The organism is Aerosakkonema sp. BLCC-F183 (assembly GCF_041929145.1).
Classification (GTDB): Bacteria; Cyanobacteriota; Cyanobacteriia; order Cyanobacteriales; family Aerosakkonemataceae; genus Aerosakkonema.
Window position 1 is genome coordinate 13,316 of record NZ_JBHFNU010000070.1, and the last position, 22,457, is coordinate 35,772.

At 44.4% G+C, this 22,457-nt stretch carries 18 protein-coding genes; 13 read left to right on the forward strand and 5 right to left on the reverse strand.

Annotated features, from left to right (window positions below; genetic code table 11):
• The first annotated feature begins 114 nt into the window (after positions 1-114).
• The 3 genes from ACE1CD_RS21000 to ACE1CD_RS21010 all read left to right on the forward strand — a co-directional run bounded on the left by ACE1CD_RS21000 (position 115) and on the right by ACE1CD_RS21010 (position 6,257).
• A complete protein-coding gene (locus tag ACE1CD_RS21000; RefSeq protein WP_374826144.1) occupies positions 115-3,699 on the forward strand; it encodes a PAS domain S-box protein in 3,585 nt (1,194 codons plus the stop codon).
• Positions 3,700-3,831: 132 nt separating this feature from the next.
• A complete protein-coding gene (locus ACE1CD_RS21005) occupies positions 3,832-4,995 on the forward strand; it encodes a ferrochelatase (protein WP_374826145.1) in 1,164 nt (387 codons plus the stop codon).
• Between the two features lie 86 nt (positions 4,996-5,081).
• Entirely contained in the window at positions 5,082-6,257 is a 1,176-nt protein-coding gene (locus ACE1CD_RS21010; protein ID WP_374799574.1) for a phytochelatin synthase family protein, read from the forward strand.
• Between the two features lie 84 nt (positions 6,258-6,341).
• Here ACE1CD_RS21010 and ACE1CD_RS21015 read toward each other — a convergent pair whose 3' ends face one another.
• Positions 6,342-6,884, reverse strand: coding sequence for an NADPH-dependent FMN reductase (locus ACE1CD_RS21015; protein WP_374799576.1), 543 nt, complete (start codon positions 6,882-6,884; stop codon positions 6,342-6,344).
• A gap of 395 nt (positions 6,885-7,279) precedes the next feature.
• Between ACE1CD_RS21015 and ACE1CD_RS21020 the strand changes: the two genes are divergently transcribed.
• From ACE1CD_RS21020 to ACE1CD_RS21050, 7 genes are all read left to right on the forward strand, one after another.
• Positions 7,280-9,313 (forward strand): DICT sensory domain-containing protein, encoded by a 2,034-nt coding sequence (locus ACE1CD_RS21020; RefSeq protein ID WP_374826146.1) that lies wholly within the window; start codon positions 7,280-7,282, stop codon positions 9,311-9,313.
• A gap of 373 nt (positions 9,314-9,686) precedes the next feature.
• A complete protein-coding gene (locus tag ACE1CD_RS21025; protein ID WP_190467174.1) occupies positions 9,687-10,112 on the forward strand; it encodes a photosystem I reaction center subunit II PsaD in 426 nt (141 codons plus the stop codon).
• A gap of 640 nt (positions 10,113-10,752) precedes the next feature.
• On the forward strand, positions 10,753-11,376 hold the full coding sequence (locus ACE1CD_RS21030; RefSeq protein WP_374799580.1) for a hypothetical protein: 624 nt from the start codon (positions 10,753-10,755) through the stop codon (positions 11,374-11,376).
• Between the two features lie 15 nt (positions 11,377-11,391).
• Positions 11,392-11,850, forward strand: coding sequence for a hypothetical protein (locus ACE1CD_RS21035; protein ID WP_374826147.1), 459 nt, complete (start codon positions 11,392-11,394; stop codon positions 11,848-11,850).
• A gap of 126 nt (positions 11,851-11,976) precedes the next feature.
• Positions 11,977-13,500, forward strand: coding sequence for an anthranilate synthase component I (gene trpE, locus ACE1CD_RS21040; protein ID WP_374826176.1), 1,524 nt, complete (start codon positions 11,977-11,979; stop codon positions 13,498-13,500).
• A gap of 306 nt (positions 13,501-13,806) precedes the next feature.
• Positions 13,807-14,691, forward strand: coding sequence for a PhzF family phenazine biosynthesis protein (locus ACE1CD_RS21045; protein ID WP_374799702.1), 885 nt, complete (start codon positions 13,807-13,809; stop codon positions 14,689-14,691).
• A 185-nt stretch (positions 14,692-14,876) separates the two neighbouring features.
• Positions 14,877-15,140: a zinc ribbon domain-containing protein gene (locus ACE1CD_RS21050; RefSeq protein WP_374799584.1), complete on the forward strand. Its 264-nt coding sequence runs from the start codon at positions 14,877-14,879 to the stop codon at positions 15,138-15,140.
• Positions 15,141-15,237: 97 nt separating this feature from the next.
• On the opposite strand, the gene ACE1CD_RS21055 is transcribed toward ACE1CD_RS21050, so the two are convergent.
• Positions 15,238-17,307, reverse strand: a complete 2,070-nt coding sequence (locus ACE1CD_RS21055; RefSeq protein ID WP_374826148.1) for an ATP-binding protein — start codon at positions 17,305-17,307, stop codon at positions 15,238-15,240.
• 612 nt (positions 17,308-17,919) lie between these two features.
• On the opposite strand from ACE1CD_RS21055, the gene ACE1CD_RS21060 reads away from it, so the two are divergent.
• The 3 genes from ACE1CD_RS21060 to ACE1CD_RS21070 all read left to right on the forward strand — a co-directional run bounded on the left by ACE1CD_RS21060 (position 17,920) and on the right by ACE1CD_RS21070 (position 19,964).
• Positions 17,920-19,041, forward strand: a complete 1,122-nt coding sequence (locus tag ACE1CD_RS21060; protein ID WP_374799589.1) for an EAL domain-containing protein — start codon at positions 17,920-17,922, stop codon at positions 19,039-19,041.
• 72 nt (positions 19,042-19,113) lie between these two features.
• On the forward strand, positions 19,114-19,350 hold the full coding sequence (locus tag ACE1CD_RS21065) for an OmpA family protein (RefSeq protein ID WP_374799704.1): 237 nt from the start codon (positions 19,114-19,116) through the stop codon (positions 19,348-19,350).
• Between the two features lie 89 nt (positions 19,351-19,439).
• The gene (locus tag ACE1CD_RS21070; protein ID WP_374799591.1) at positions 19,440-19,964 is read left to right on the forward strand and encodes a CAAD domain-containing protein; all 525 of its coding nucleotides are present in this window, start codon (positions 19,440-19,442) and stop codon (positions 19,962-19,964) included.
• 314 nt (positions 19,965-20,278) lie between these two features.
• Here ACE1CD_RS21070 and metK read toward each other — a convergent pair whose 3' ends face one another.
• The 3 genes from metK to ACE1CD_RS21085 all read right to left on the reverse strand — a co-directional run bounded on the left by metK (position 20,279) and on the right by ACE1CD_RS21085 (position 22,451).
• A complete protein-coding gene (metK, locus tag ACE1CD_RS21075) occupies positions 20,279-21,541 on the reverse strand; it encodes a methionine adenosyltransferase (protein ID WP_374826149.1) in 1,263 nt (420 codons plus the stop codon).
• A 69-nt stretch (positions 21,542-21,610) separates the two neighbouring features.
• Positions 21,611-21,760: a hypothetical protein gene (locus ACE1CD_RS21080; protein WP_374826150.1), complete on the reverse strand. Its 150-nt coding sequence runs from the start codon at positions 21,758-21,760 to the stop codon at positions 21,611-21,613.
• 163 nt (positions 21,761-21,923) lie between these two features.
• A complete protein-coding gene (locus ACE1CD_RS21085; protein WP_374799595.1) occupies positions 21,924-22,451 on the reverse strand; it encodes a hypothetical protein in 528 nt (175 codons plus the stop codon).
• Positions 22,452-22,457: the final 6 nt, after the last annotated feature.

Consider the following 22,457-nt stretch of genomic DNA (forward strand, 5'->3'; position numbering starts at 1 on the left):
ACCTTACCAATATTTGCTCCTCTTGTGATGCCTAGTAAAAAAATAAACTCTACACAAAATTTTTATGAAACCAAGAAAATCATCTAGCAGTCTGGAAATATCGGGGTATTCACCATGAGGAACTTCTCCTATGGGATGTGGCATCTGCGGCTCGCGATCGTCGTTGGCTTCTTAATCGGTACACTTCTTTTCTCGTCAGGTCTGAAGCTACAAAAAGAGCAATTTATTTTAAGCGCAGAAATACTAACTCTAATTCTTTTGGCGATCGGATTTTGCATCGCTCAACTCGGCTGGCGGCGCGTCAAGGAACTCGAAGCAATCAACCAAGAACTGCAAAAAGAAATCGGCGATCGCAAGCAAGTTTTAGATGAATTATCGAAATCTAAGCACAAATACCAATCACTTGTCAACTGGATTGATGGAATTGTCTGGGAAGCCGATGCACAGACTAAACAATTTACCTTTGTCAGCCAAAAAGCCGAGCGATTGCTGGGCTATCCGGTTAAAACTTGGTTTGAGGAGGCAAATTTCTGGAAAAACCATATCCATCCAGATGACCGAGAACAGGTACTTAACTTTTGCCATCAAAACATTCAAAGCAAAAAAGAATACGATTTGGAATATCGCACGATCGCAGCCGATGGGCGGGTAGTGTGGTTGAGGAATATTGTTACGGTAATTACGGAGAGCGATCGACCAGTAAAAATACAGGGAGTGATGGTAGACATCACCGCACAAAAGCACGCAGAAACAGCACTGCGAGCAAGCGAAGAACGCTATCGTCGCATCATCGAGACAGCTAACGAAGGGATCTGGGTTCTCGACAGCCAAAACCAAACAATCTTTGCTAACAAAAAAATGGCAGAAATGTTGGGTTATAACCTTCAAGAAATGTTGGGTATGCCGCTATTTGCCTTTACAGATGAAGAAAATCAAGCCAGCGCTGCTGCCAAAATGGAACATCGTCGTCAATGTATTCAAGAACAATACGATTTTAAATTCCGCCGCAAAGATGGTTCTGACCTGTGGACAATGGTATCTGCCACTCCCATCTGCGATCGAGACGGGCAATACATGGGCACATTGGGAATGATTGCCGACATCACCGAGCGCAAGCAAGCAGAGGCAGATCTGCAAGAAAGCGAAGAAAAATATCGGCTCCTGTTCTCAAATGAGTTAGATGCCATTATTCTTTTTGATATAGAAACAGGTCTTTTTTTAGATGTAAATAATTCTTTTTTACAAATGTACGGATATAGCAAAGAAGAAGCCCTAAAACTGACACCTGCGGATGTAAGCGCGGAAGTAGAAAACACTTATTCTGCCATCAACAAAGCAAGCATTACAGGCAGCGCTCATATTTTTATTCGATGGCATAAGAAAAAAGATGGCACCGTATTTCCGGTTGAACTTTGTGCGGGAACATTTATTTGGAAGAGTCGCAAAGTAATGTGTTCGGCGATTAGAGATATCACCCAGCGCAGGCAGGTAGAAGAAGCACTCCTTCAGAGCGAAGCGCGACTCAGACTAGCCTTAGAAGCTGCCCGTATGGGTACGTGGGATTGGAACATATTAACTAACGAAGTGATGTATTCCGAGCAACTGAGGCAGATGTTCGGTCTCCCCCCAGGAAGCGATCGTCTCACTCAGGAAGCCTTTCTCGATGCCGTTCATCCTGAAGACCGCAAATATGTTTTGCAAACTATCGCTAGAGCGCTTGGGAAAGGGGTAGAATACGCGCTGGAATTTCGAGTCATTTCTCCGGATGGGATAGTGTATTGGATCGGCAACAAAGGCCAAGTTTACTATGATGAAAACGGCAAACCCATCCGGACGATCGGTGTAGCGATGGATATTACCTCGCGCAAGCAAGCAGAAGCAGATCTGCGCGAAAGCGAAGAACGTTGGCAGCTAGCTTTGCGCGGCAACAATGATGGCATTTGGGACTGGAATGTTAAAACAAATGAAGTTTTTTTCTCCACACGTTGGAAGTCAATGTTGGGTTATGAGGATTGGGAAATTGCCAACCATTTAGATGAATGGGAAAAACGAGTTTATCCAGAAGATATTGACTCGGCGACAGCAGCAATTAAAGACCATTTTGCCAAAAAAACACCTTTTTATATTTCCGAACATCGCGTTTTGTGCAAAGACGGAACGTACAAATGGATTTTGGATCGCGGTCAAGCACTTTGGGATCGAGAGGGAAACCCTATCCGCATGACAGGTTCTCATACTGATATTACAGAGCGCAAACGGGCAGAAGAGGAACTGCGCTGGAAAGCAGCTTTGCTGCGATCGATGACTGCGGCTTCACCGTTGGCGTTTTACGTTGTAGATAATCGCAACGGTGCTATTCTTTATTTCAATCATCGCTTTTGCGAAATTTGGGGCATCGAACACCTAGAAGAACAAATGCAGCGAGGCGAACTTAAAAGCAACGATATTATTGCCCATTGCCTGCCTGTGCTGTTGGATGTGCAGGCATTTACGGAGTTCTGCAAACCACTTCAGAGCGAGGAAAACCGAGCTGTTGTTGAAGATGAAATTGCTTTTATTGATGGGCGAATTATCCGTCGCTTTTCCGCCCAAATTCGCGACGAGTCGGATCGCTACTTCGGTCATCTCTATATTTTTGAAGATGTCACCCAACGCAAGCAGATCGAAGAAGCACTCTACCAAGCTAACGAACAACTGAAAGCTTCGGTAGATCGACTCGAACAACGCAATCAAGAGATTGTTCAACTAGGCGAACTGAGCGACGTTTTGCAAGCGTGCTTGACGGTAGAAGAAGCTTACAGTGCGATCGCTAAATTAGTACAACCCCTCTTCCCTAATATGGCCGGTGGCATCTTTATCACCAGTCCTTCCAGAAAACTCGTCGAGATGGTTGCTAGCTGGGGCACATCGCTTGTTAGCCAGCAAATGTTCGCACCCAATGAATGCTGGGCTTTGCGGCGCGGTAGAGAACATTCGGTTACAGACGCCCACAGCGGTTTGCTGTGCAAACATATTCACTCCCACCCCGCTGAATCCCTGTGTGTCCCTATGATGGCGCAGGGAGAAGCGATCGGTATGCTGCATTTGAGTACGCAAGCGGAAGGACAGCTCACACAAGCCAAACAGATATTAGCGCGTACAGTATCGGAACATATCGCGATGGCATTGGCGAATTTAAAATTGCGCGAAACTCTACAACACCAGAGTATTCGCGACGTCCTGACGGGTCTTTTCAATCGGCGTTACCTGGAAGAATCTCTAGAGAGAGAAATACATCGAGCCAAACGCAAGCAGCAATCTCTAGGAATTATCATGCTCGACGTTGACCACTTTAAGCAATTTAACGACACCTTCGGTCATGATGCCGGCGATGCGGTACTGCGGGAATTGGGTTTATTGTTGCAAAAACAGATTCGCGCTTCCGATATTGCGTGTCGTTACGGAGGCGAGGAGTTGACCGTGATTTTGCCGGAAACTTCTTTAGAAGATACCAGAAAGCGAGCCGAACAACTGCGGCTAGCAGTTAAGCACCTTTCCGTACAACATCACGGTCAGTTGTTGGGTGCGATTACACTCTCGCTAGGGGTAGCAGTTTTCCCAGATTGCGGTAACACCGGAGAGGAAATTATTCAGGCGGCAGATGCCGCTTTGTATCGCGCCAAAAAACAGGGGCGCGATCGCGTGGTAACAGCCGTTTAACCTAATGCCCCCCCTGGGGATGCTAACCTAGTAAAACAGCAGTGACGCTTTCCGGGGACTCAAAGCCTAAAGACAAAGGAATGCCCCAGCTTGTCACTCTGCTTTTGACATCACTCCCCAGGAGGAATGAACGTGGTTGCCACCCCAGAAAAAATACAACAACAGACACCACAACAATCCAGCAGCAACGATCGCGTTGCCGTGTTACTGATGGGTTACGGCGAAGTTGAAAGTTACGAAGACTTCGCCAACTACAACGAACAGGCGCTGAATTTACTCACGGCAAAGTTTGCGCCTGTACCAACCTGGATTTACCCGCCGCTGGCTAAAATTCTGGCGATGTTTGACTTACACGAGTGGAGTCACCAACACAATCACTTTATTTCGCCTCACAATGCTATCTTTGAAAAGCAACGTGCTGGGATTGAAAAGCACCTGCAAGAAAAATGGGGCGATCGCATCCAAGTTTTCAAAGCTTTCAACTTCTGCGCTCCCTTCCTCCCCGAACAAGTCCTCACTGAAATCAAAACACAAGGATTTGACAAAATACTCATCTATCCCCTGCTGGTTGTAGATTCCATCTTCACTAGCGGTATCGCCGTCGAGCAAGTTAATAAAGCCCTTGTCAATCTTGCTGACAGCGACGAATATTGGGTTAAAGGTTTGCGTTACATTCCCTCTTTCTATAACGAACCGGCTTACATCGATTTGATGGCTCGTCTGGTAGAGGAAAAAATAGCCGCCGAACTAGCCGAAGCTTACCTGCCATCTCAAATCGGCATCATCTTAATGAATCACGGTTGTCCCCACAAAGCCAAAGGATTTACATCAGGTATTACTGAAAGTCAGGCACTTTACGAATTAGTTCGCGAAAAGTTAATTAATAAGTATCCTCTGATTTCTGTAGGTTGGCTCAATCACGATACGCCATTAATTGAATGGACTCAGCCCGATGCCAATCAAGCTGCCAAAAATTTAATCGAACTGGGTGCTAAAGCGATTGTTTTTATGCCGATAGGCTTTGCCACAGAAAATCACGAAACTCTGCTGGATGTAGACCACATCATTCATGCTTTGCAACGGCGACATCCAGATGTTAACTACGTGCAAATGGTTTGTGTCAACGACCATGATGACTTCTTAAAGATGGCAGCCCAATGGGCTAATCCTCAAATTGAAGCCTTATTCTCAGAACAGGCGCTAGCTGTTAATTTGCATCTAGCTACACACCATCATCACGACCATCATCACGACCATCACCACGACCATCACCACGGTCATCATCACCATCATTAAGATAGTAGGGTGTGTTGCTTCGCACCCTGCTTTTGATCGGAAACTACCTCAAAATTTGCAGGTAGTTTCCATTAAACGAGGAAATTATGAACAGCGAGGGATTTTACCGTCGCCCTTTACCCGAACAGCTTATTTCTTTTTCTTCCACACAGGGTCGAGAGGTTTTTCGAGAAGCGTTGGCATCTGGTGGTATGGAAGCTTACTTTACCCTCGCCGAGCAATTTCATACCCAATCAGAACCTGCTTTTTGCGGTCTCGGTACGCTTGTTGTCGTACTCAATGCCCTATCTATCGACCCCGGACGAGTGTGGAAGGGAGTATGGAGATGGTATGGAGAAGAATTCTTGGATTGCTGTCAACCTCTCTCTCAGGTAAAAGAACAAGGTATCACTTTTGATGAATTTGTTTGTTTGGCACGTTGTAACGGATTAAAAGTAGAACCGTTCCGGTATGATGCAAGTACGTTGAAAGATTTCCGAGAAACTGTAAGTAAAGTTACTTCTTTACCGCAGAGAACTCATATAGTTGTTTCTTACTCGCGCCAAGGTTTGGGGCAAACTGGAGATGGACATTTTTCACCATTGGCGGGATATCACCGCGAGCGAGATTTGGTTTTACTGTTAGACGTGGCGCGGTTTAAATATCCACCTCATTGGGTGCCTTTGTCTATGCTATGGGAGGCGTTTGCCGCTACTGATTCGATGACAGGAAAATGCCGAGGTTATATCCTATTACAGAAAGAGGCGGCGTTGAGGGAAACGTTTTTTTTGCTGGCTGTCGATACTTCTCAATGGATGGAATTAGCGCCATACTTTCAGGGTATAATACCAGCAATATTTACCGACAAGAATCCGGCTTCTTTGGAAAAGATGGTGGAGATATTTGTCGATAATTTTCCATTACCAGTTAACTCAATTATAACTAATAATTCTGCTTTTTCTCAAATTGAAGAGTTATTGTTAGATATCCGTTCAAATAAAATGTTTGAGGTTATTCAAAATCTTATGATAGCAGAAGCATATGCGAGTAAAAATTTTCCGATCGCATCAAGTCTGTCTCAAAATCAATACATTATAGAGCGGATTGTTCTACTTTTGCTTGCTTGTCCGGAACAGTTATTTGTAACTCTTAGCCATGATTTGCAATCGAAAATTTCTCACATTCGAGCATTAGAAAAACTTCCACATATACTGGGTTCGGAAGTATCTACATTACAAACTCAAATGGCAGCTTTGCAAGAGTTATGGTTGTCTCATCAATGAGGTATTTGACGCGGATGAGTAATATTGCCGCGCCAAATGCAGGATCTAAGGTAGGGTGTGCCGCGACGCACACTAATTCGATCGCTAAATACCTCTTAGTTTACGAGTGTTTTCCACCAAACTCTGAGCAAATCCATCGAAGCGCTGGGAAAGTTTCTCATCGAGTAGCTTACCATCGGGGCCAAATGCTTTCCAAGCTTGACCGATCGCAATCTGTTCGGGTATGACCCAACCATGTACCCATCGGAGGATCACCCGCAGGTCGTTGAGTGCGTTGCTGTTAGATTGTCCGCCCAAGACGCTGATCAATCCAGTAACTTTGTTGCTCAGCTCGTCAAAGCTCATCAAGTCCAGTGCATTTTTCAATACACCGCTGAGGCTACCGTGATATTCTGGGGTGGCCAAAATTAAAGCATCTGCCCCTTTAACAGTATTTCGCAAACGTTCCACATCTGGGTAATCGGGATATTCTTCTTCCCCGTTGCAAAATGGCAGCTGCATTTCTCGCAGGTCGAGGATCTCCATTTGGGCACCCAATGCTTCTACTCGTTGGGCGGCTATTCTCAACGCCTGCTGACTGTAGGAGTCGGGTCGCAAACTACCACCAATTCCAACTACTTTCACCATATTTCTCTCTCTTAATTGATATGAGGACGCTCTTTACTAAATGCAAAAATACTTAATTTAAGTTAAGCAAGCGCTTTCTTCTCCGCACTCTGTATCTGGGTGGGCTAAAAAGCGAACTCGTTATGAGTATGAATTAAAGATAACAAGTCGATCGCGATTTTGTCAACAAAGTATCGATCTGCCGCAGGGATCGTTGAAAGGTAAACTAGAAATTAACAAAATCTGCTCAACTCATGCCAACATACTGAGCTAAAGCTCCAGCACCAAGAGATTGAGTCAAGGTTTTAGGTAGCTTTATCGCTCTTTTAACTCAGGGATTTGGCGCGGCTGCCAATATTACCGCACCAAATGCCAGATAAGTGGATATCCGCTCAGACTTGAACCAAAAAACATCCATGAGCATCCAGACGTCTGTGCTGGCAGATTTGCTGCAAGACCTGCCCCAATTGCGACCGCAAATATATTTCAAGTCTTCCCTCACGGCGCTCTCTCACGCGATGGAAGACCAAGTTTTAGCGGGGTCAGACGAGCCGCTAGTGATTGCAAGCTTTCAACGAGAGCGCTTCTACCGTCAGGAAGCGCACCGCTACAAACGGGTTGCAGAAAAAAGCGATCAGGTGTATGTATTAGCGGCACCGGAAACTGATTTTAGCAGTCGCTCGGACTCCTACGAGATGGTGGCATTTGACCCTGAAGATACCCTCTCTCAAGAGTGGCATTTAGTGGTAATTGGGCAGCAGTACGCCAGCTGCCTTGTTTGCCGAGAACGACAAGCCCCAGCACCACCGACATCTGAGCAATTGAACTTGGATACTGAGGTATGTGATGCGGCTTTGAATATTGCTGGGCCAACAGCCGGATATGTAGACCCATCTCGGAGATTTGAAGGAATTTGGACTTTCGATCGCCAGGTGAGTTGTAAAGCAGCAAAATTCTTACTTAAGAAAATATTGGTTTATCGGCCTGAGTTACAAGACAAAATAGAGCAGGCCCAAAGAAAGTTTCTGACGGAAACATCATCGGGTTTCCATGAGATCGACCCAGATCCTTTTGCTCAGCGACTGGTGACTTACTTGCAAGCAGGGCAGTACAAATTGCTCAAAGCCTATAAGTCGATCGCAGATCGGGAACGAAAAGAACGACTGGTAAATTCCATTACATCGGCAATTCGGAAATCCCTGAACCCCCATGAAATTCTCAAAGGAGCGGCACAAGAATTGGGGCAGGCTTTGCAAGTATGTCGGTGTTTGATTTACCGTTGCAAAGAAACAGATGTTACCGCGACAAATCTGCTCGAATTTTTAAGTACAGGTGTGAGTTCTCTGGCGGGCCAAAACTGGCCTTTGCAGGATAATCCCCTGTTTCAGGAAGTAGTGCAAGTTCAAGAACCGCTATATGTGGCAGAAACTCGGCAAGATCCCCGGATTGCCAACACACCGAAGCTCAAAGCATTGGTCGATCGCTTTAAAATAGTATCCTGGCTGCTGGTACCGGTACTGGATAAAGGCAAATTGTTGGGAATGGTAGAACTGCATCACTGCGGTACGACACCCCAGCAATGGCAAGAAGACGATCTGGCACTGGTGGAAGCGATCGCTACCCAAATCGGGGTCGCCCTCATTCAAGCCGAAGCCTACGCCAACTTAGAAGACCTCAACGACCAGTTGGAAGCCCTAGAACGCACCCGCAGCAATTTGATTGCCATTACCGGTCACGAACTGCGTACCCCCCTATCCACCATTCAAGTTTGTCTGGAAAGCTTAGCCAGCGAACCGGATATGTCGCCCGACCTGCAACAGATAATGCTAAATTCCGCCCTGGCAGATGCGGAACGGATGCGGAAACTGGTGCAGGATTTCCTTACCCTTTCCCAACTGGAAAGCGGTCGAGTGCAATGGCATCCGGAACCATTGCAATTGCAAGAGTGTGTCGAATTAGCCATCAGCAGCGCTCGCGCCCGTCTGCTCAAAGAGCAATTGCCTCAGATTAGCACTGAAGTACCCAGCAAACTGCCTCTGGTGCGGGCTGACGGTGAATGGCTTGTAGAAGTACTTTCCAAGCTGCTAGACAACGCTTGTAAGTTTACGGCACCGGAGGGGCAGGTAATTATCCAAGCTCGGCCAAACGGCAATAAAATGCTGGAAGTTACAGTGTCAGATACCGGTCGCGGCATCGAACCAAACCGTCTGGAAACCGTTTTTGATAGGTTTTACCAAGAAGAAGGAGCTTTGAGAAGAACAACAGGCGGCACAGGTCTGGGATTGGCGATTTGTCGCCAGATCGTCAACGGTTGGGGCGGTCAGATTTGGGCCGAGTCTGCCGGCAAAGACCAAGGCAGTCAGTTGCACTTCACGATTCCGATCGTTGAAGGTAGCGGCGAGCAAAAGCGACCAAATAAAAGCGATCGACGGCTAGGGCGTCGGGGCTAGAAAAAGTCAAAAGTCAAAAGTCAAAAAAGGGCGTCGGGGCTAGGGCGTCGGGGCTAGGGCGTCGGGAAGAGGGAGAGGGAAGAGGGAACAGGGAACAGGGAACAGGGAACAGGGAACAGGGAACAGGGAACAGGGAGGAGGGAAGAGGGAAGAGAGAGGAATTTTGACTTTTGACTCCCCCGCTCCCCCACTCCCCTGCTACCCCACTCGCCCACTATCCGGCGCTCCCTTTTCCTTTTGACTTTTGACTTTTGACTTTTGACTTTGCTTGGCCCATACCCAAAAGCTGAAGAACTGTTACAGTTCTTGACAGATTAGCAAAACAAGCGTTGTCTCGGTGATAGGATTCCCTAAAAAGTTGAGAGAGGAATCTATGGCAGAAACTTTGACTGGACAAGCACCTTTATTCGGCGGCAGCACTGGCGGCTTGCTAAGCAAAGCAGAAATCGAAGAGAAGTACGCAATCACCTGGACTAGCCCTAAAGAACAGGTGTTTGAAATGCCTACCGGTGGCGCTGCTGTCATGCGGCAGGGTGACAATCTTCTCTACCTGGCCCGTAAGGAACAATGTATTGCCTTGGGCGGTCAGCAACTGCGTGCTAAGTTCAAAATCAACAACTACAAGATTTACCGCGTTTTCCCCAACGGTGAAATCCAGTACCTGCACCCTGCTGATGGCGTCTTCCCGGAAAAAGTGAACCCAGGTCGTGAGGCGAAAAATTCCAAAGCTCGCAACATCGGCAGCAATCCCGATCCTGCAAAGGTGAAGTTTAGCGGTCGTACTCCTTCCGATGTCTAATCGGTTCTGAGCTTGTTAAGATAACAAAAGTACCGTAGGGCAGACGGAAACTGCCAGTCTAAAAGCTGGTAAACGCTTGAGGATTAGGTTGTAAAGCCTAGATATCATCGAAAAAGATGAGCCCAAGAATCCTACAGATATTTTCTGTGTGGAATGTCACAATTATTTTGCTGGCAATAATCCAGCATTCCTAGAAACAATTAAGTCTCGGAAAGATTTATCTTTCCGGGATTTAATTTTTATGGTTAGTATGGTGGGAAATAATATCGTGTCCGGTTGCATCGGTAGTATATGAGTTATGCGAAAGATTATCTGTGGGTATCGGAGGTTAAATTTTTACCGCATAGGCAGATAAACGCAGCCTGTAGCAGATAAGAAAGCATTTTTTTGGCAACCGATGCTAGAGCGCCAGTCCACTAGAATAAATTGACAAAAACAATGAAATATGTATTGTGTAGGGGCGAAGCAAGAGGGCGACAATCGATCACCAGAAGCAACAATTTTTATGTCCTCTTGCTTCGCCCTGCCGAGGTTTCTATACAAATACACACCTTAATTCTTTTGTCAACATCTTTTACTGGACTGGCGCTCTAGCTGAGAAGAGATAAATTGTCGATCGCACTATTCTGTTAATGCAAAAATGAAAAAAGAGTTAACCAGTAGCATAGCCAAAATTAGTCTGGGCTTGAGTTTAACCATTATAACTGCTAGCTTTTTACCTGTTTTGGCACAACAACAGTTTGAGCGATATCCAACAGCGGCAGAAATACAAAGATTGCGATCGAAATTACGCGAGCAAATCCGTAGGAATAATGTTGGAGACAGTCGCAGTCAAGTAGAGAAACAAAGGAGAGAATCTTTTGTGAGAGCTTGGTCGAGGATAGATCCAGCAATTGCACCTTTTTTGGGTAAATGGTCGGGATATGAAGAAGGTCTGAGTGTTTATCCTTCAAATAGAAGAGGTCGTGTTTGCCTTATTTATATTGGCATACAAGCAGCTGATTTCGGTTTGGGAACTGTGTCTAATGAGGTAATCCGAACCGATGACAAAGAAGTAATTTTAAAGGAAGGAGATTATCTAGGAGTAGTAACTGTGAGGAACGATCGCGCCGATATTCCCGTCGAAATTCCATATAACTCTCCCACTGTTTTGGAAGCCGCAAGACAATTTGCACAGTTATCTGCAAACGCGCAGGATGTAGATAAGGTAGTGCGACAGTTTAATGCGGCTGGCTGTACGGCTGGGTTACCGTCAAGAAGATAGAATTAAATGATATTTATGAAAAGCAAAGCAATACTTGGGTTTGGATTGAGCTTGGCAATTTTAGGAATTGGGTGTTTACCGATTTCGGCACAGTCTCGCTTCCAAGGGATAAAGCAATCGAGACAGACAGTGCAAAGTTTAGCCAATGGCAACTATTTTTATGGTAAATCGCGTTTACCAAATCGACAAGATGTTGATTACCTGGTTTTTCGCAAAATAGGAAATACAGCAATAGGATTTAAGTATAGGTATAGGGAAGAAGGGTATTGTCTTAGAGGGACAATAAGGGGAAATATGATTAGTAACGTTACTAGGGAGTATGCGATCGGTCTGGGAAGTGTTCCAGAACTCAGACGCGGAGACCCGATCGATTTGGCGACCTACAACAGATTGAATTTTAACCAGGTACCAAATGATTCTAATGCCAGAAGAAGGTTACAAGAATGTGTCAGCTTGTTCTCTAATAAAATATAAGCGAGAAATTTGGGCTTAGACTTGACGGGTTCGCACTAGGAGTGAAAAACTGTAGTGTGGTGGCGATTTGGCTGCATCTCAGAATTTGGCAAAACCGGATCGCTCCTATCCAAACCCAATAAAATTATGATATTCCCCGATTTCTCCCAATTTTGCGAACTGGCTAAGCAAGGTAACTTTGTCCCCGTCTACCAAGAATGGGTGGCGGATCTGGATACCCCCGTTTCTGCTTGGTATCGAGTTTGTGCGGGACAGCCTTACAGCTTCCTGCTAGAATCTGTAGAAGGTGGGGAGAAAATCGGACGCTACAGTTTGCTGGGATGCGACCCCCTGTGGATTTTGGAGGCAAAAGGCGATCGCACGATTCAGCACCACCGCGATGGTAGGGTTGTGGAGTTTGAAGGCGACCCTTTTAAAGCTTTGACTGATTGTCTGACACCTTATCAACCGATAAAATTGCCGCAGCTACCGCCGGGAATAGGCGGTTTGTTCGGGTTTTGGGGTTACGAACTGATTCGCTGGATCGAACCGCGAGTACCGATCTATGAAGGTGGGACAGAAGATTTGCCGGATGGCTTGTGGATGCAGGTGGATCACTTGCTGATTTTTGACCAGGTGAAGCGGAAAATTTGGGCGATCGCATATGCAGATTTGCGAGATCCGGAAGTAAATTTGGAAACAGCTTACAAGCAGGCGTGCGATCGCGTTACGCAGTTGGTCAACAAATTGCAATCTCCCCTTTCGCAGCAGAGTCACCTTTTGGCGTGGAAGCCGGCGGGAACGGATACAGCAGAAATGCAGTATAGCAGCAATATTTCCCGCGAAAAATTCTGCGAAAATGTGCAAAAAGCAAAGGACTATATCAAAGCGGGGGATATTTTCCAAGTTGTACTTTCTCAACGACTTTCCACGGAATACACGGGCGACCCCTTTGCACTTTATCGCTCTTTGCGATTGATTAATCCTTCGCCTTATATGGGTTATTTTAACTTCGGGGATTGGCAGATTATCGGTTCGAGTCCGGAAGTGATGGTGAAAGCTTTTCGCGATTCATCTGGGGGAAGTTTAGCAACATTGCGACCGATCGCAGGTACTCGCCGACGCGGTAAAACACCCCAAGAAGATGCAGCATTGGCAGAAGATTTGTTGCAAGACCCCAAAGAAATTGCCGAACACGTTATGCTGGTTGACTTGGGAAGAAATGACTTGGGTCGCGTCTGCACAAACGGTACGGTGAAAGTCGATGAATTAATGTCGATCGAACGTTATTCCCATGTTATGCACATCGTTAGTAATGTGTTGGGAGAACTTGCTACTGATAAGAATGCGTGGGATTTGTTGAAAGCTTGTTTCCCGGCTGGAACTGTTAGCGGTGCGCCAAAAATTAGGGCGATGGAAATTATCCACGAGTTAGAAGGATGTCGGCGTGGCCCTTATTCTGGGTCTTACGGATATTATGATTTTGAAGGACAGTTGAATAGTGCGATCGCAATTCGCACTATGGTTGTCCGGGATCGAGGTAACGGCAAACATACCGTTTCTGTGCAAGCAGGTGCCGGTTTAGTTGCTGATTCTGTTCCGGAAACAGAATATGAAGAAACTCTCAATAAAGCCAGGGGTTTGTTAGAAGCAATTCGCTGTTTGCGTTAACTTTTGTAGGCTAAGTTAGGCAATATCTGTAATATCGTATCCGGTAGCATCGGTCGCCGAAAAAATCGCTCTCTTATCTGCGTTTATCTGCGTGTATCTGCCTACATCTGCGGTAAAAATTTAACCGATGATTCCCACAAATAATGTTTCGCATTCACTCATTTACTACCGATGCTACCGGACACTATATAACGCACCATTGCCAAACAGTATTCAGTGCGTTACACTGCGTTAACCCACCCTACAGAAGCTTGATATAATTCTCAAACCCCGAAGACGCGAAGGAAGCGAAGGAAATTGAATATGCTGAATTTTTACATCGTCGATGTATTTGCTGTAGGAAAATACACCGGAAATCAATTAGCTGTATTTGCGGGTGATGGTGTTGGCGAATTATCCGATACCGATATGCAGCGCATTGCTAAAGAAATGAATTATTCGGAAACCACATTTATTACATCTACTCAAATGCGAGATGGCGGTTATGATGTGCGGATATTTACACCGGAACAAGAGTTACCTTTTGCGGGACATCCAACTTTGGGAACTGCTTATGTTTTGCAACAAGAAATAATCCAACAACCAGTTGAAACGATTATCTTAAATTTGAAGATAGGACAAATTCCGGTAACCGTTAATTATGCGGTTGAAGCAGTTGAATGGTTGTGGATGTGTCAAAAAACGCCTACTTTCGGACAGGGGTTTTCGCCAAATAAGATTGCGCCTGTTCTGAATTTAGATGTAGAAGAAATTGATACCAAATTTCCGATCGAAGAAGTTTCAACTGGTGTGCCATTTATTATTGTGCCGTTGAAAACTCTTGCGGCGGTGAAGAGAATCAAGGTTAACCAAGATAAATATTTTGATTTAATAAGTAATACTCAAGCTAAAGCAATTTTGGTTTTTTGTCCGGAAACCTACAGTTCGGAAAATCATTTGAACGTGCGAATGTTTGCCGATGCGATGGGAGTTCCGGAAGACCCGGCTACTGGAAGTGCAAATGGTTGTTTGGCTGGTTATTTAGTTGAGTATGCTTATTTTGGTGAAGATGCGATCGATCTGCGAGTTGAGCAAGGATATGAAATTGGCAGACCTTCTTTACTATTATTAAAAGCGCAAAAAGGTGAGGCTGGAATTGAAGTTAATGTAGGTGGAAAATCGATTATAATAGCAAAAGGAGATTTTTTTTAGGGTGAAATAAGAAATATCGCACAAGACTACGCTTGTTTGAAACTTCGATTTTTGCCAAAATATGATGTTAATGGCTATTTTATCCAGAATTTGTCAGCATTTTAAATAAACAACCATGCCCCAATTAATCGAAAAACCCACCCGCATTCAAGCAGCAGGAAATAAGGTCAAAATCAGTACGTCAAATGTTGACACTATCTCATTACCGTTTTGAGCAGTTTCTTAAGCATAAAGCTGCTGAAAACAGCAAAACAGTTATAGATGTGAACGAAGCGTACACATCAAAAACAGTTAGTTGGACTGGTGAAATAATTCACCATCTTGGTGGAGCTAAATTCATCAAGTCACCAACTGATGGGCGAGTGATGCTCAGAGACTGGAATGGTGCGCGAGGGATTTTCCTTCGTGCATTGGTTGATACGCCCTCACTTCGTGAGTGTATTTGTTAATGAATGTTAGCGAAAAAGTATCGGAGCCGAATATATTGCTATTTGCTTACCAGCTTTTTCTCCCGATACGGTACATCGGGAATCTGTTTAAGATAGCTCAAGTTTTTGCCGAATTCCCGTCATCTAAATATTCTGTTTTGACTGTAGCAAGGGAATCTCGATCGCGTAGCGTCTGCGGTAGCACGATCGCAAACTCTGTTCCCTGTCCCGGAGCGGAAATACACTTTAACAAACCCCTGTGTTGTTCGGTGATAATCCGATAGGAAATCGATAGTCCCAACCCAGTCCCTTTACCAACAGGTTTTGTTGTAAAAAAAGGATCGAATATACGCAACCGCAACGACTCTGGTATACCTGGGCCATTATCTGCAATCCTAATTACAATGCTCGAACTATCGATTACTTCGGTGCGAATCCGAATCGTAGATAATTGGCGATCGGCGATCGATAATTGGGAATTTTCCCCTTGCTCCTCCACCTCTAACAAAGCATCAATAGCATTAGCAATAATGTTCATAAACACCTGATTGAGTTCTCCTGCATAACACTCGATCGGTGGTAGCTCGCCATATTCTTTCAATACCTGAATTTCAGGACGACCTCCCTGTGCCCTCAGCCGATTGTTCAAAAGAACTAAAGTGTTATCAATGCCTTCGTGAATGTCTACAGCCTTCATATCTGCCCGATCTATCCGAGAAAAATTACGTAGAGAGCAGACAATATCGCGAATGCGCTCCGCTCCTACTTTCATAGAACAGATTAGTTTGGGCAAATCTTCTCTTAAAAAATCGAAGTCGATTTCTTCTATTGCCAATTTAATTTCTGGCACAGGTTGGGGATAATGCTGTTCGTAGAGTTGCAGCAAACTTAACATATTTTGAAAATATTTATCTGCATGATCGATATTTCCGTGGATGAAACTGACCGGGTTGTTAATTTCGTGAGCAACACCAGCCACTAGCTGACCCAAGCTCGACATCTTTTCGCTTTGAACAAGTTGGATGTGAGCCTGTTGCAGTTCTTGTAGCGTTTTCTCTAACTCTTGGGTTTGCTGTCTCAATTGTTGAGAAGTTGACTGCAACTCTGTATTCGCTCTTTGCAGACACTCTTGCGCCTTTGCCCGTTCGATCCGAACTCCCAAAATACGACAAGCGGCTAGGAGTAAATCTTGTTGCAGAGTATCTTGAATTTGGTGGAAATTACGAGACTCTAAAGTGAGTACACCTATAATCGTACCATCTGTAGCTGGAATCGGAAAAATACCGAGTTCTCCAATTGCCGAATGACGCAATGCCGGTACTGCATTGGGATGATTGGCATAATCCTCGATAAATAATGGTTGACCTGTTTCTACCACTTGCCACAGCAATCCTTGATCTCTGGGTATACCTCGTTGCAACGCTGCTTCCATTTCCGCTACTGCTGTTTCGCCATAAGCTGCTACAAATTCAGCAGATACGTAGTTGGTGAGAGTACAAGCTTGATAGGTTTCATTTAAGTCGCGAATTACTTTGACATCTCCAAAGGCACAGTTTGTAACGCAGACAAGGTAACCGAGAGCAAACTCGGCAATTTCTTGTAAGTCTGTAGAGCTTTGTAAGCGATCGGTCAAACCGAGCAAGAAAGAAAGTCGTTCGACTTCAGCATTCAACTGCTGGTGACTTGTTACATCTACCAGCAACCCATTCCAGAAAATATTTCCATTCGCCTGTAAGGAAGGCTGTGCATCCCACTGAATCCATTTAACTTGTCCTGATGGCAAAATAAAACGTCCTACCCACCTCCACGATCGCAACATTCCAGCTGCTTCGGCTATAGAATTGAAAAATTCCTCTCGGTCATCTGGATGCAGCATGGCAATCAAGCTTTCCGTATCCATTTCCATCTCTGCTGACTCCAACTCAAAAAATTCCTGAAAACTGGGACTCAGGAAGAGGAAACTGAGGGAACCATCTTTACGGAGCAAAAATTGATAAGTTAGCCCTGGTATATTAGCTAACAAATGCTGAGGCTTCTTCTGGCTCTGCCATACAGCAATTGCTCTTGAAGATACCTCTGTTATTTTTTGCTCTTGTAATGGCTGACAGGACTTTGAAGCGGTAATATCGATCTGTTGGATACTCATAGATTTGCTTGGCTGGCGATAAGGCTGTGCTTGTTTGATCAATTTATTCTCTTTCCTTAGAAATTAAAGTTCTATTTATCAGGTTTTTTAAAGATAATTTTATCAAATCTACTTTTGACGAAAAATTAAACTGAAGATTGTTTACTTGCCTTTAACTCAAATAAATTATTTGAGTTATTTATAGTTACATTTTAATATATTAACTTTTATTTCTTTTTATAACAACATATTGAAAACAAAAATATTCTCTTCACAATTACTTTATATAATTGGTAGGAAGAAATACTTGCATACTATACTTAGTTACTATATTTTTATGCTGAAACGGCTCTGTCTGTCGGTTGATTTGCAAGCTGTGAATACTTACATCTCTGGACAGTTTGCTGTTACAGAAATGATTCGACAGAAAATTTGCGAACCATCCAAGTCCGATCCTAACAGGTCTAACTCTTTTGCTGGTAGCGAGCTGCACACAACCACCATAAGCGTTAACTTTAACATAAAGTGTATCCAAGATTACTAAAACGATTTGCTCTATTAGTAGAATTTCATAGTTTCCTATGATACAAAAAACGCTATACTACTATAGATAGATGTGTATCTAAATGAATAAAGCAAAACTCTATTGCACCACCTTAACAGCAAAATATACTTATGCAGAAGCTAGAAAAAAATTTAGGAAACTGCACTCGTTGCGAAACTCTACCTAGCAAGATTCAGGACAAGGGAACTCTGTATATGTGGTTCCCGGTAGTACATACGCTTAATAAGCTAATTCCCGTTTTAGGGAAAACCGATCTGGCTCACCAATTTTTAAAAGATGACCAATGCTTGCAAATTATTCTAGAGCCTAATAATATAGAAATATCGATCGCTATAATAACATCAAAACTTACCAATAAAGAATTGAAAGAAACGCAGGTTTTATGGATGCCTGGAACTGCGGAGCCTCAATTTCGCGATTTTTCTCGCATCACCTCGCTGAATAACTTTGTCAGCCTCAACAAGTGTGAGTGGTTGTTAGATATATTGGCACAAGAGCGTTTGACCTGTCATTTTCAGCCGATCGTATATGCTGATGATACTTCCCAAATATTTGCACAAGAGGCATTGCTACGTGGATTTGATAAGGATGATAACCTCATTAGTCCGGGTGCCATATTTAGCAGTGCCCAGGATGCAGGATTCGTTTTTCAACTAGATGCCTTAGCGCGACAAATGGCGATCCGCGAAGCAAGCAGACACGGCATTGAAGAACTGATTTTTATTAATTTTTCTCCTACGGCTGTGTACGACCCCACAACTTGTTTACGCATGACAGTGCGTGCAATTAGCGAAGCCGGAATTCCTCATAATAAGGTTGTTTTTGAAGTGATGGAATCCGAGCAGCCACCAGATATAAATCATTTGATCAAGATTATGAAATTTTACCAAGAAGCTGGTTTTCTAATTGCACTTGATGACTTTGGTTCGGGTTATTCTAATTTGAATCTAATTCACGAGCTACGTCCTGACTTTATCAAATTGGATAGGCACCTAATTCACAATGTACATCAAGATCCATACAAATCACTGATTACTGAAAAACTGTTGGAAATTGCCCAGCAATTAAATATTAAGACTATTGCTGAAGGTATTGAGCTTCCGGAAGAACTGGAATGGGTGCGAGAAAGGGGAGCAAACTTTGCCCAAGGGTTTTTAATTGCCAAACCGATGACGCCACCAATTAAGGTGACTTCGTACATAGGAAATGAGCCTTTGTCTCTATCCGCATAGGTAGTTTTTGGAGAAGCTAGTTTTGAGAGATTCAAGGAACCCCGTTTTTCATATCTTGATGCAAGAATTTTTATTTACGGACACACCGACAGCAAAGGAGATGATGCTTACAATGAAAAACTTTCTCAACGGCGAGCCGCCGCATTCAAATACTATTTGATTAATATTTTTAAAGTCCCGCCGAATCGACTGCAAACCAAAGGATTTGGCAAAACTAAGCCAATTGCTCCTAATCATAATCCTGATGGTTCCGATAATCCCACTGGTAGGGAAAAGAACCGGCGCGTTGAAGTACTAATCAAAACTTAAACTAAATAATCTCTCCAATAAAAACTAAAAGGGTCGCTTCGGCGTAAACTATAGCAAAGATTTGCAAGTTGTCATTCCCAAGGATAGATATGCAAGATAAACTGCCAGCAAAAGATCCGCCCGAAACAAAAGTTCCAGAGCCAGAAGTTAACGTAACACAACCAGTAGCCCCTGCTGCCAAACCGCCTGTAGAACCTGTGGAACCCTCTACGGAACTGCCAACAGTAGAGGTTAAGGTACCAGAACAGGAACCTTTGCCGACCGAAGTGCCAAATCAAACCTCTACCGAACAATGGCGGCAGGTTGCGGACAGAATATCGGGTTTTATAGATAGTCCGCCAAGTTACCTAACCGAGTTTTTTGACAAATACAAGCAACCCTTAATTAGCGTTGGTTTGATTCTGTTAGTTTTTATCAGTATCAAACTGCTGTCGGGTTTGTTGGATGCTATTAATGAAATTCCTTTGATAGCGCCAACTTTTGAGCTAATTGGCTTCGGATACGCCGCTTGGTTCATTTATCGCTATTTACTCGGCGCTAAGAACCGCGAAGAATTATCCGAGCTAGTTAAGGCTGTTAGAGAGTACATTTTCGGCAAAGAAAACATAAAATAGCTAACAGCTGAAATTGGCTATCGTTAGCTAAATGTAGGGTGGGTTGGATAGCATTTAACGCTTAAAAATCTGCCCTATCCAAATAATTATTTAGGTTGCTTTTTTTACCTTAACTCAACTTACGGCTGTTACTAACGTAAGTTGCTAGTTATTAATTTTGGGTAAATTTGTGGTTTGTAGGGTGCGTCAGAGCGTTAAATTTGGGCAATTCACAGTAATTTTTAGGTTCTGACGCACCCTACGGATTATAACTAGCAACTTGCGTTACTACTAAACTTTGCCAGTAAGGGTGGGCATTGCCCACCCTACAATTACTATGAGCAAGCAGCCGCTGTTTTAGCAGCAGCAGTTTCCTTCAACAAAACTGCCTTATCTGTTTGCTCCCAAGGTAAGTCTAGATCGGTGCGTCCCATGTGACCGTAAGCGGCGATATTCTGATAGAAACGACCGCCGCGTTCGGCGGGAAGGAGACGCAAATTAAAGGTGGCGATAATACCTGCCGGACGGAGTTCAAAATGGTCTTTCACTAAATCCAGCAATATCTCATCGTCTACCTTGCCAGTACCGAAAGTTTCTACCATAATGCTGACAGGTCGAGCTACGCCGATCGCATAACTTAGCTGCACTTCGCACTTATCGGCAAGACCAGCCGCAACAATATTTTTAGCCGCATAACGACAAGCATAAGCAGCAGAACGGTCTACTTTTGTGGGGTCTTTACCGGAAAAAGCACCCCCACCGTGGCGAGAGTAGCCGCCATACGTATCTACAATTATTTTCCGTCCCGTGAGCCCAGAATCTCCTTGCGGGCCACCAATAACAAATTTCCCAGTCGGGTTGACAAGGAAGCGAGTTTGTGAATCCGGCTTGACATCAATATCTGCAAAAACTGGTTCTACGACCGCTGTCCACAGGTCTTCTTTAATTTTGGCTTGCACTGCGGCTGCGTCTGTAATATCGCCGATCGTGGCGGCGTGCTGAGTGGAAATCAGGATAGTATCGATGCCAACCGGTTTGCCGTCTTCGTAGGCAACCGTTACTTGAGTTTTGCCATCCGGACGCAGGTAGGGCAAATCGCCTGTTTTTCTTACTGCTGCCAATCTGCGAGAAATGCGGTGTGCCAAACTGATGGGCATGGGCATCAGTTCTGGGGTTTCGTTGCAAGCGAAGCCAAACATCAAACCCTGATCTCCAGCTCCAACGGCGTCAAATGCCTCTTCGCTCGACTCTACACGAGTTTCAGCGGCAGCATTAACCCCTTGGGCAATATCGGGAGATTGTTCGTCTAAGGCAACCAGAACTGCACAACTGTTGGCAGAAAATCCATTATCAGCATCAATGTAGCCAATTTCAGCAATTTTTTTGCGGGCTAAATCGACGTAGTTAACTTGAGCTTTGGTAGTGATTTCTCCGGTAATCAGTACTAAGCCGGTGTTGACGACGACTTCTGCGGCTACGCGGCTGGACGGGTCTTGAGTGAGCAGTGCATCTAGAATAGTATCGGAAATTTGATCGCAGATTTTATCTGGATGGCCTTCGGTAACGGATTCCGAGCTAAACAGGTAGCGACGAGACAAGGCAAAATCCTCCTGGGACGTTGGGCCGAGTAAAATGTTTGGGCTATTTTCAGCCACTGTAACCAGCCATCATAACAACATTTCTTCCCTTGGGTAGAGACTTCCATCACTCAGTTTGACCAATCGAGTCGCAAGTCGATCGGGACTTCTGCACTCTGGGGCGACAACATCGGTCAAGTAATCGGAGAAACCGGGTTTCTTGGGGTGAAAGTAAAGCAAGAGTCTGCCTTGCGATCGAAGAAAGCCGATTTGTTTGCCTCTAAACCGGAATACCTGACTGATGCTACATAAAACGAGTTAATTTTTTACATTTTTAAACCATTTTTAGGCAGACCCAGTTTATTAGCTTAATTCATATAGATGTTAGCCAATTAGCAAAAAATTAGGGAACTATCAAAGTCTCTGAGTTTTTGGTAATAGTTTCTCTCAAACGTTGCTGCCAAGCTTTTTTGACAATCTCCGCTTGCACTGCAATCAGCTTGGCAGTTAATTTATGGGGAATGTTTCTGGCTTCATCATCTCCCAACCACTCACACAGTTGTGTCAATAATAAGCAAGCTCGATCGAATCGCGATGGTTCTAGCAAAATTTCTTTAAGCTTTTCTATGTAACCCATTCGCCTTTGAAATGCCTGTAGGCGTTCTGAGTAAGTAACTGGAGCGTGAAAGTTAACTGTTCCTATGGCATAAACAGAAATACACTTGATGTCGAAGCAACTTCCCACGGCGGCACCAGGGCCAACAAAATCTGCATAATAAGGGTTCTGCAAGATCAACCCGCCTTGACTCTCAGGTGTTAGGTACAACAACTGTCCGCTTTTAAACAGGGAAAGCGGCGCACAAGAAAGGGTTGGTTTTATTTGATTGGTGGGGATGCTTTTTAAAGAGCCGTTGAAGGCATTATGCTGCATAACTCG

Bases quoted from the DNA above. Each gene is read 5' to 3' on its own strand.
- ACE1CD_RS21000 (WP_374826144.1), top strand. From the start codon at position 115: ATGAGGAACTTCTCCTATGGGATGTGGCATCTGCGGCTCGCGATCGTC.
- ACE1CD_RS21010 (WP_374799574.1), top strand. From the start codon at position 5,082: ATGAACAGCGAGGGATTTTACCGTCGCCCTTTACCCGAACAGCTTATT.
- ACE1CD_RS21015 (WP_374799576.1), bottom strand. From the start codon at position 6,884: ATGGTGAAAGTAGTTGGAATTGGTGGTAGTTTGCGACCCGACTCCTAC.
- ACE1CD_RS21020 (WP_374826146.1), top strand. From the start codon at position 7,280: ATGAGCATCCAGACGTCTGTGCTGGCAGATTTGCTGCAAGACCTGCCC.
- ACE1CD_RS21025 (WP_190467174.1), top strand. From the start codon at position 9,687: ATGGCAGAAACTTTGACTGGACAAGCACCTTTATTCGGCGGCAGCACT.
- ACE1CD_RS21030 (WP_374799580.1), top strand. From the start codon at position 10,753: ATGAAAAAAGAGTTAACCAGTAGCATAGCCAAAATTAGTCTGGGCTTG.
- ACE1CD_RS21035 (WP_374826147.1), top strand. From the start codon at position 11,392: ATGAAAAGCAAAGCAATACTTGGGTTTGGATTGAGCTTGGCAATTTTA.
- trpE (WP_374826176.1), top strand. From the start codon at position 11,977: ATGATATTCCCCGATTTCTCCCAATTTTGCGAACTGGCTAAGCAAGGT.
- ACE1CD_RS21050 (WP_374799584.1), top strand. From the start codon at position 14,877: ATGTTGACACTATCTCATTACCGTTTTGAGCAGTTTCTTAAGCATAAA.
- ACE1CD_RS21060 (WP_374799589.1), top strand. From the start codon at position 17,920: ATGCAGAAGCTAGAAAAAAATTTAGGAAACTGCACTCGTTGCGAAACT.
- ACE1CD_RS21070 (WP_374799591.1), top strand. From the start codon at position 19,440: ATGCAAGATAAACTGCCAGCAAAAGATCCGCCCGAAACAAAAGTTCCA.
- ACE1CD_RS21085 (WP_374799595.1), bottom strand. From the start codon at position 22,451: ATGCAGCATAATGCCTTCAACGGCTCTTTAAAAAGCATCCCCACCAAT.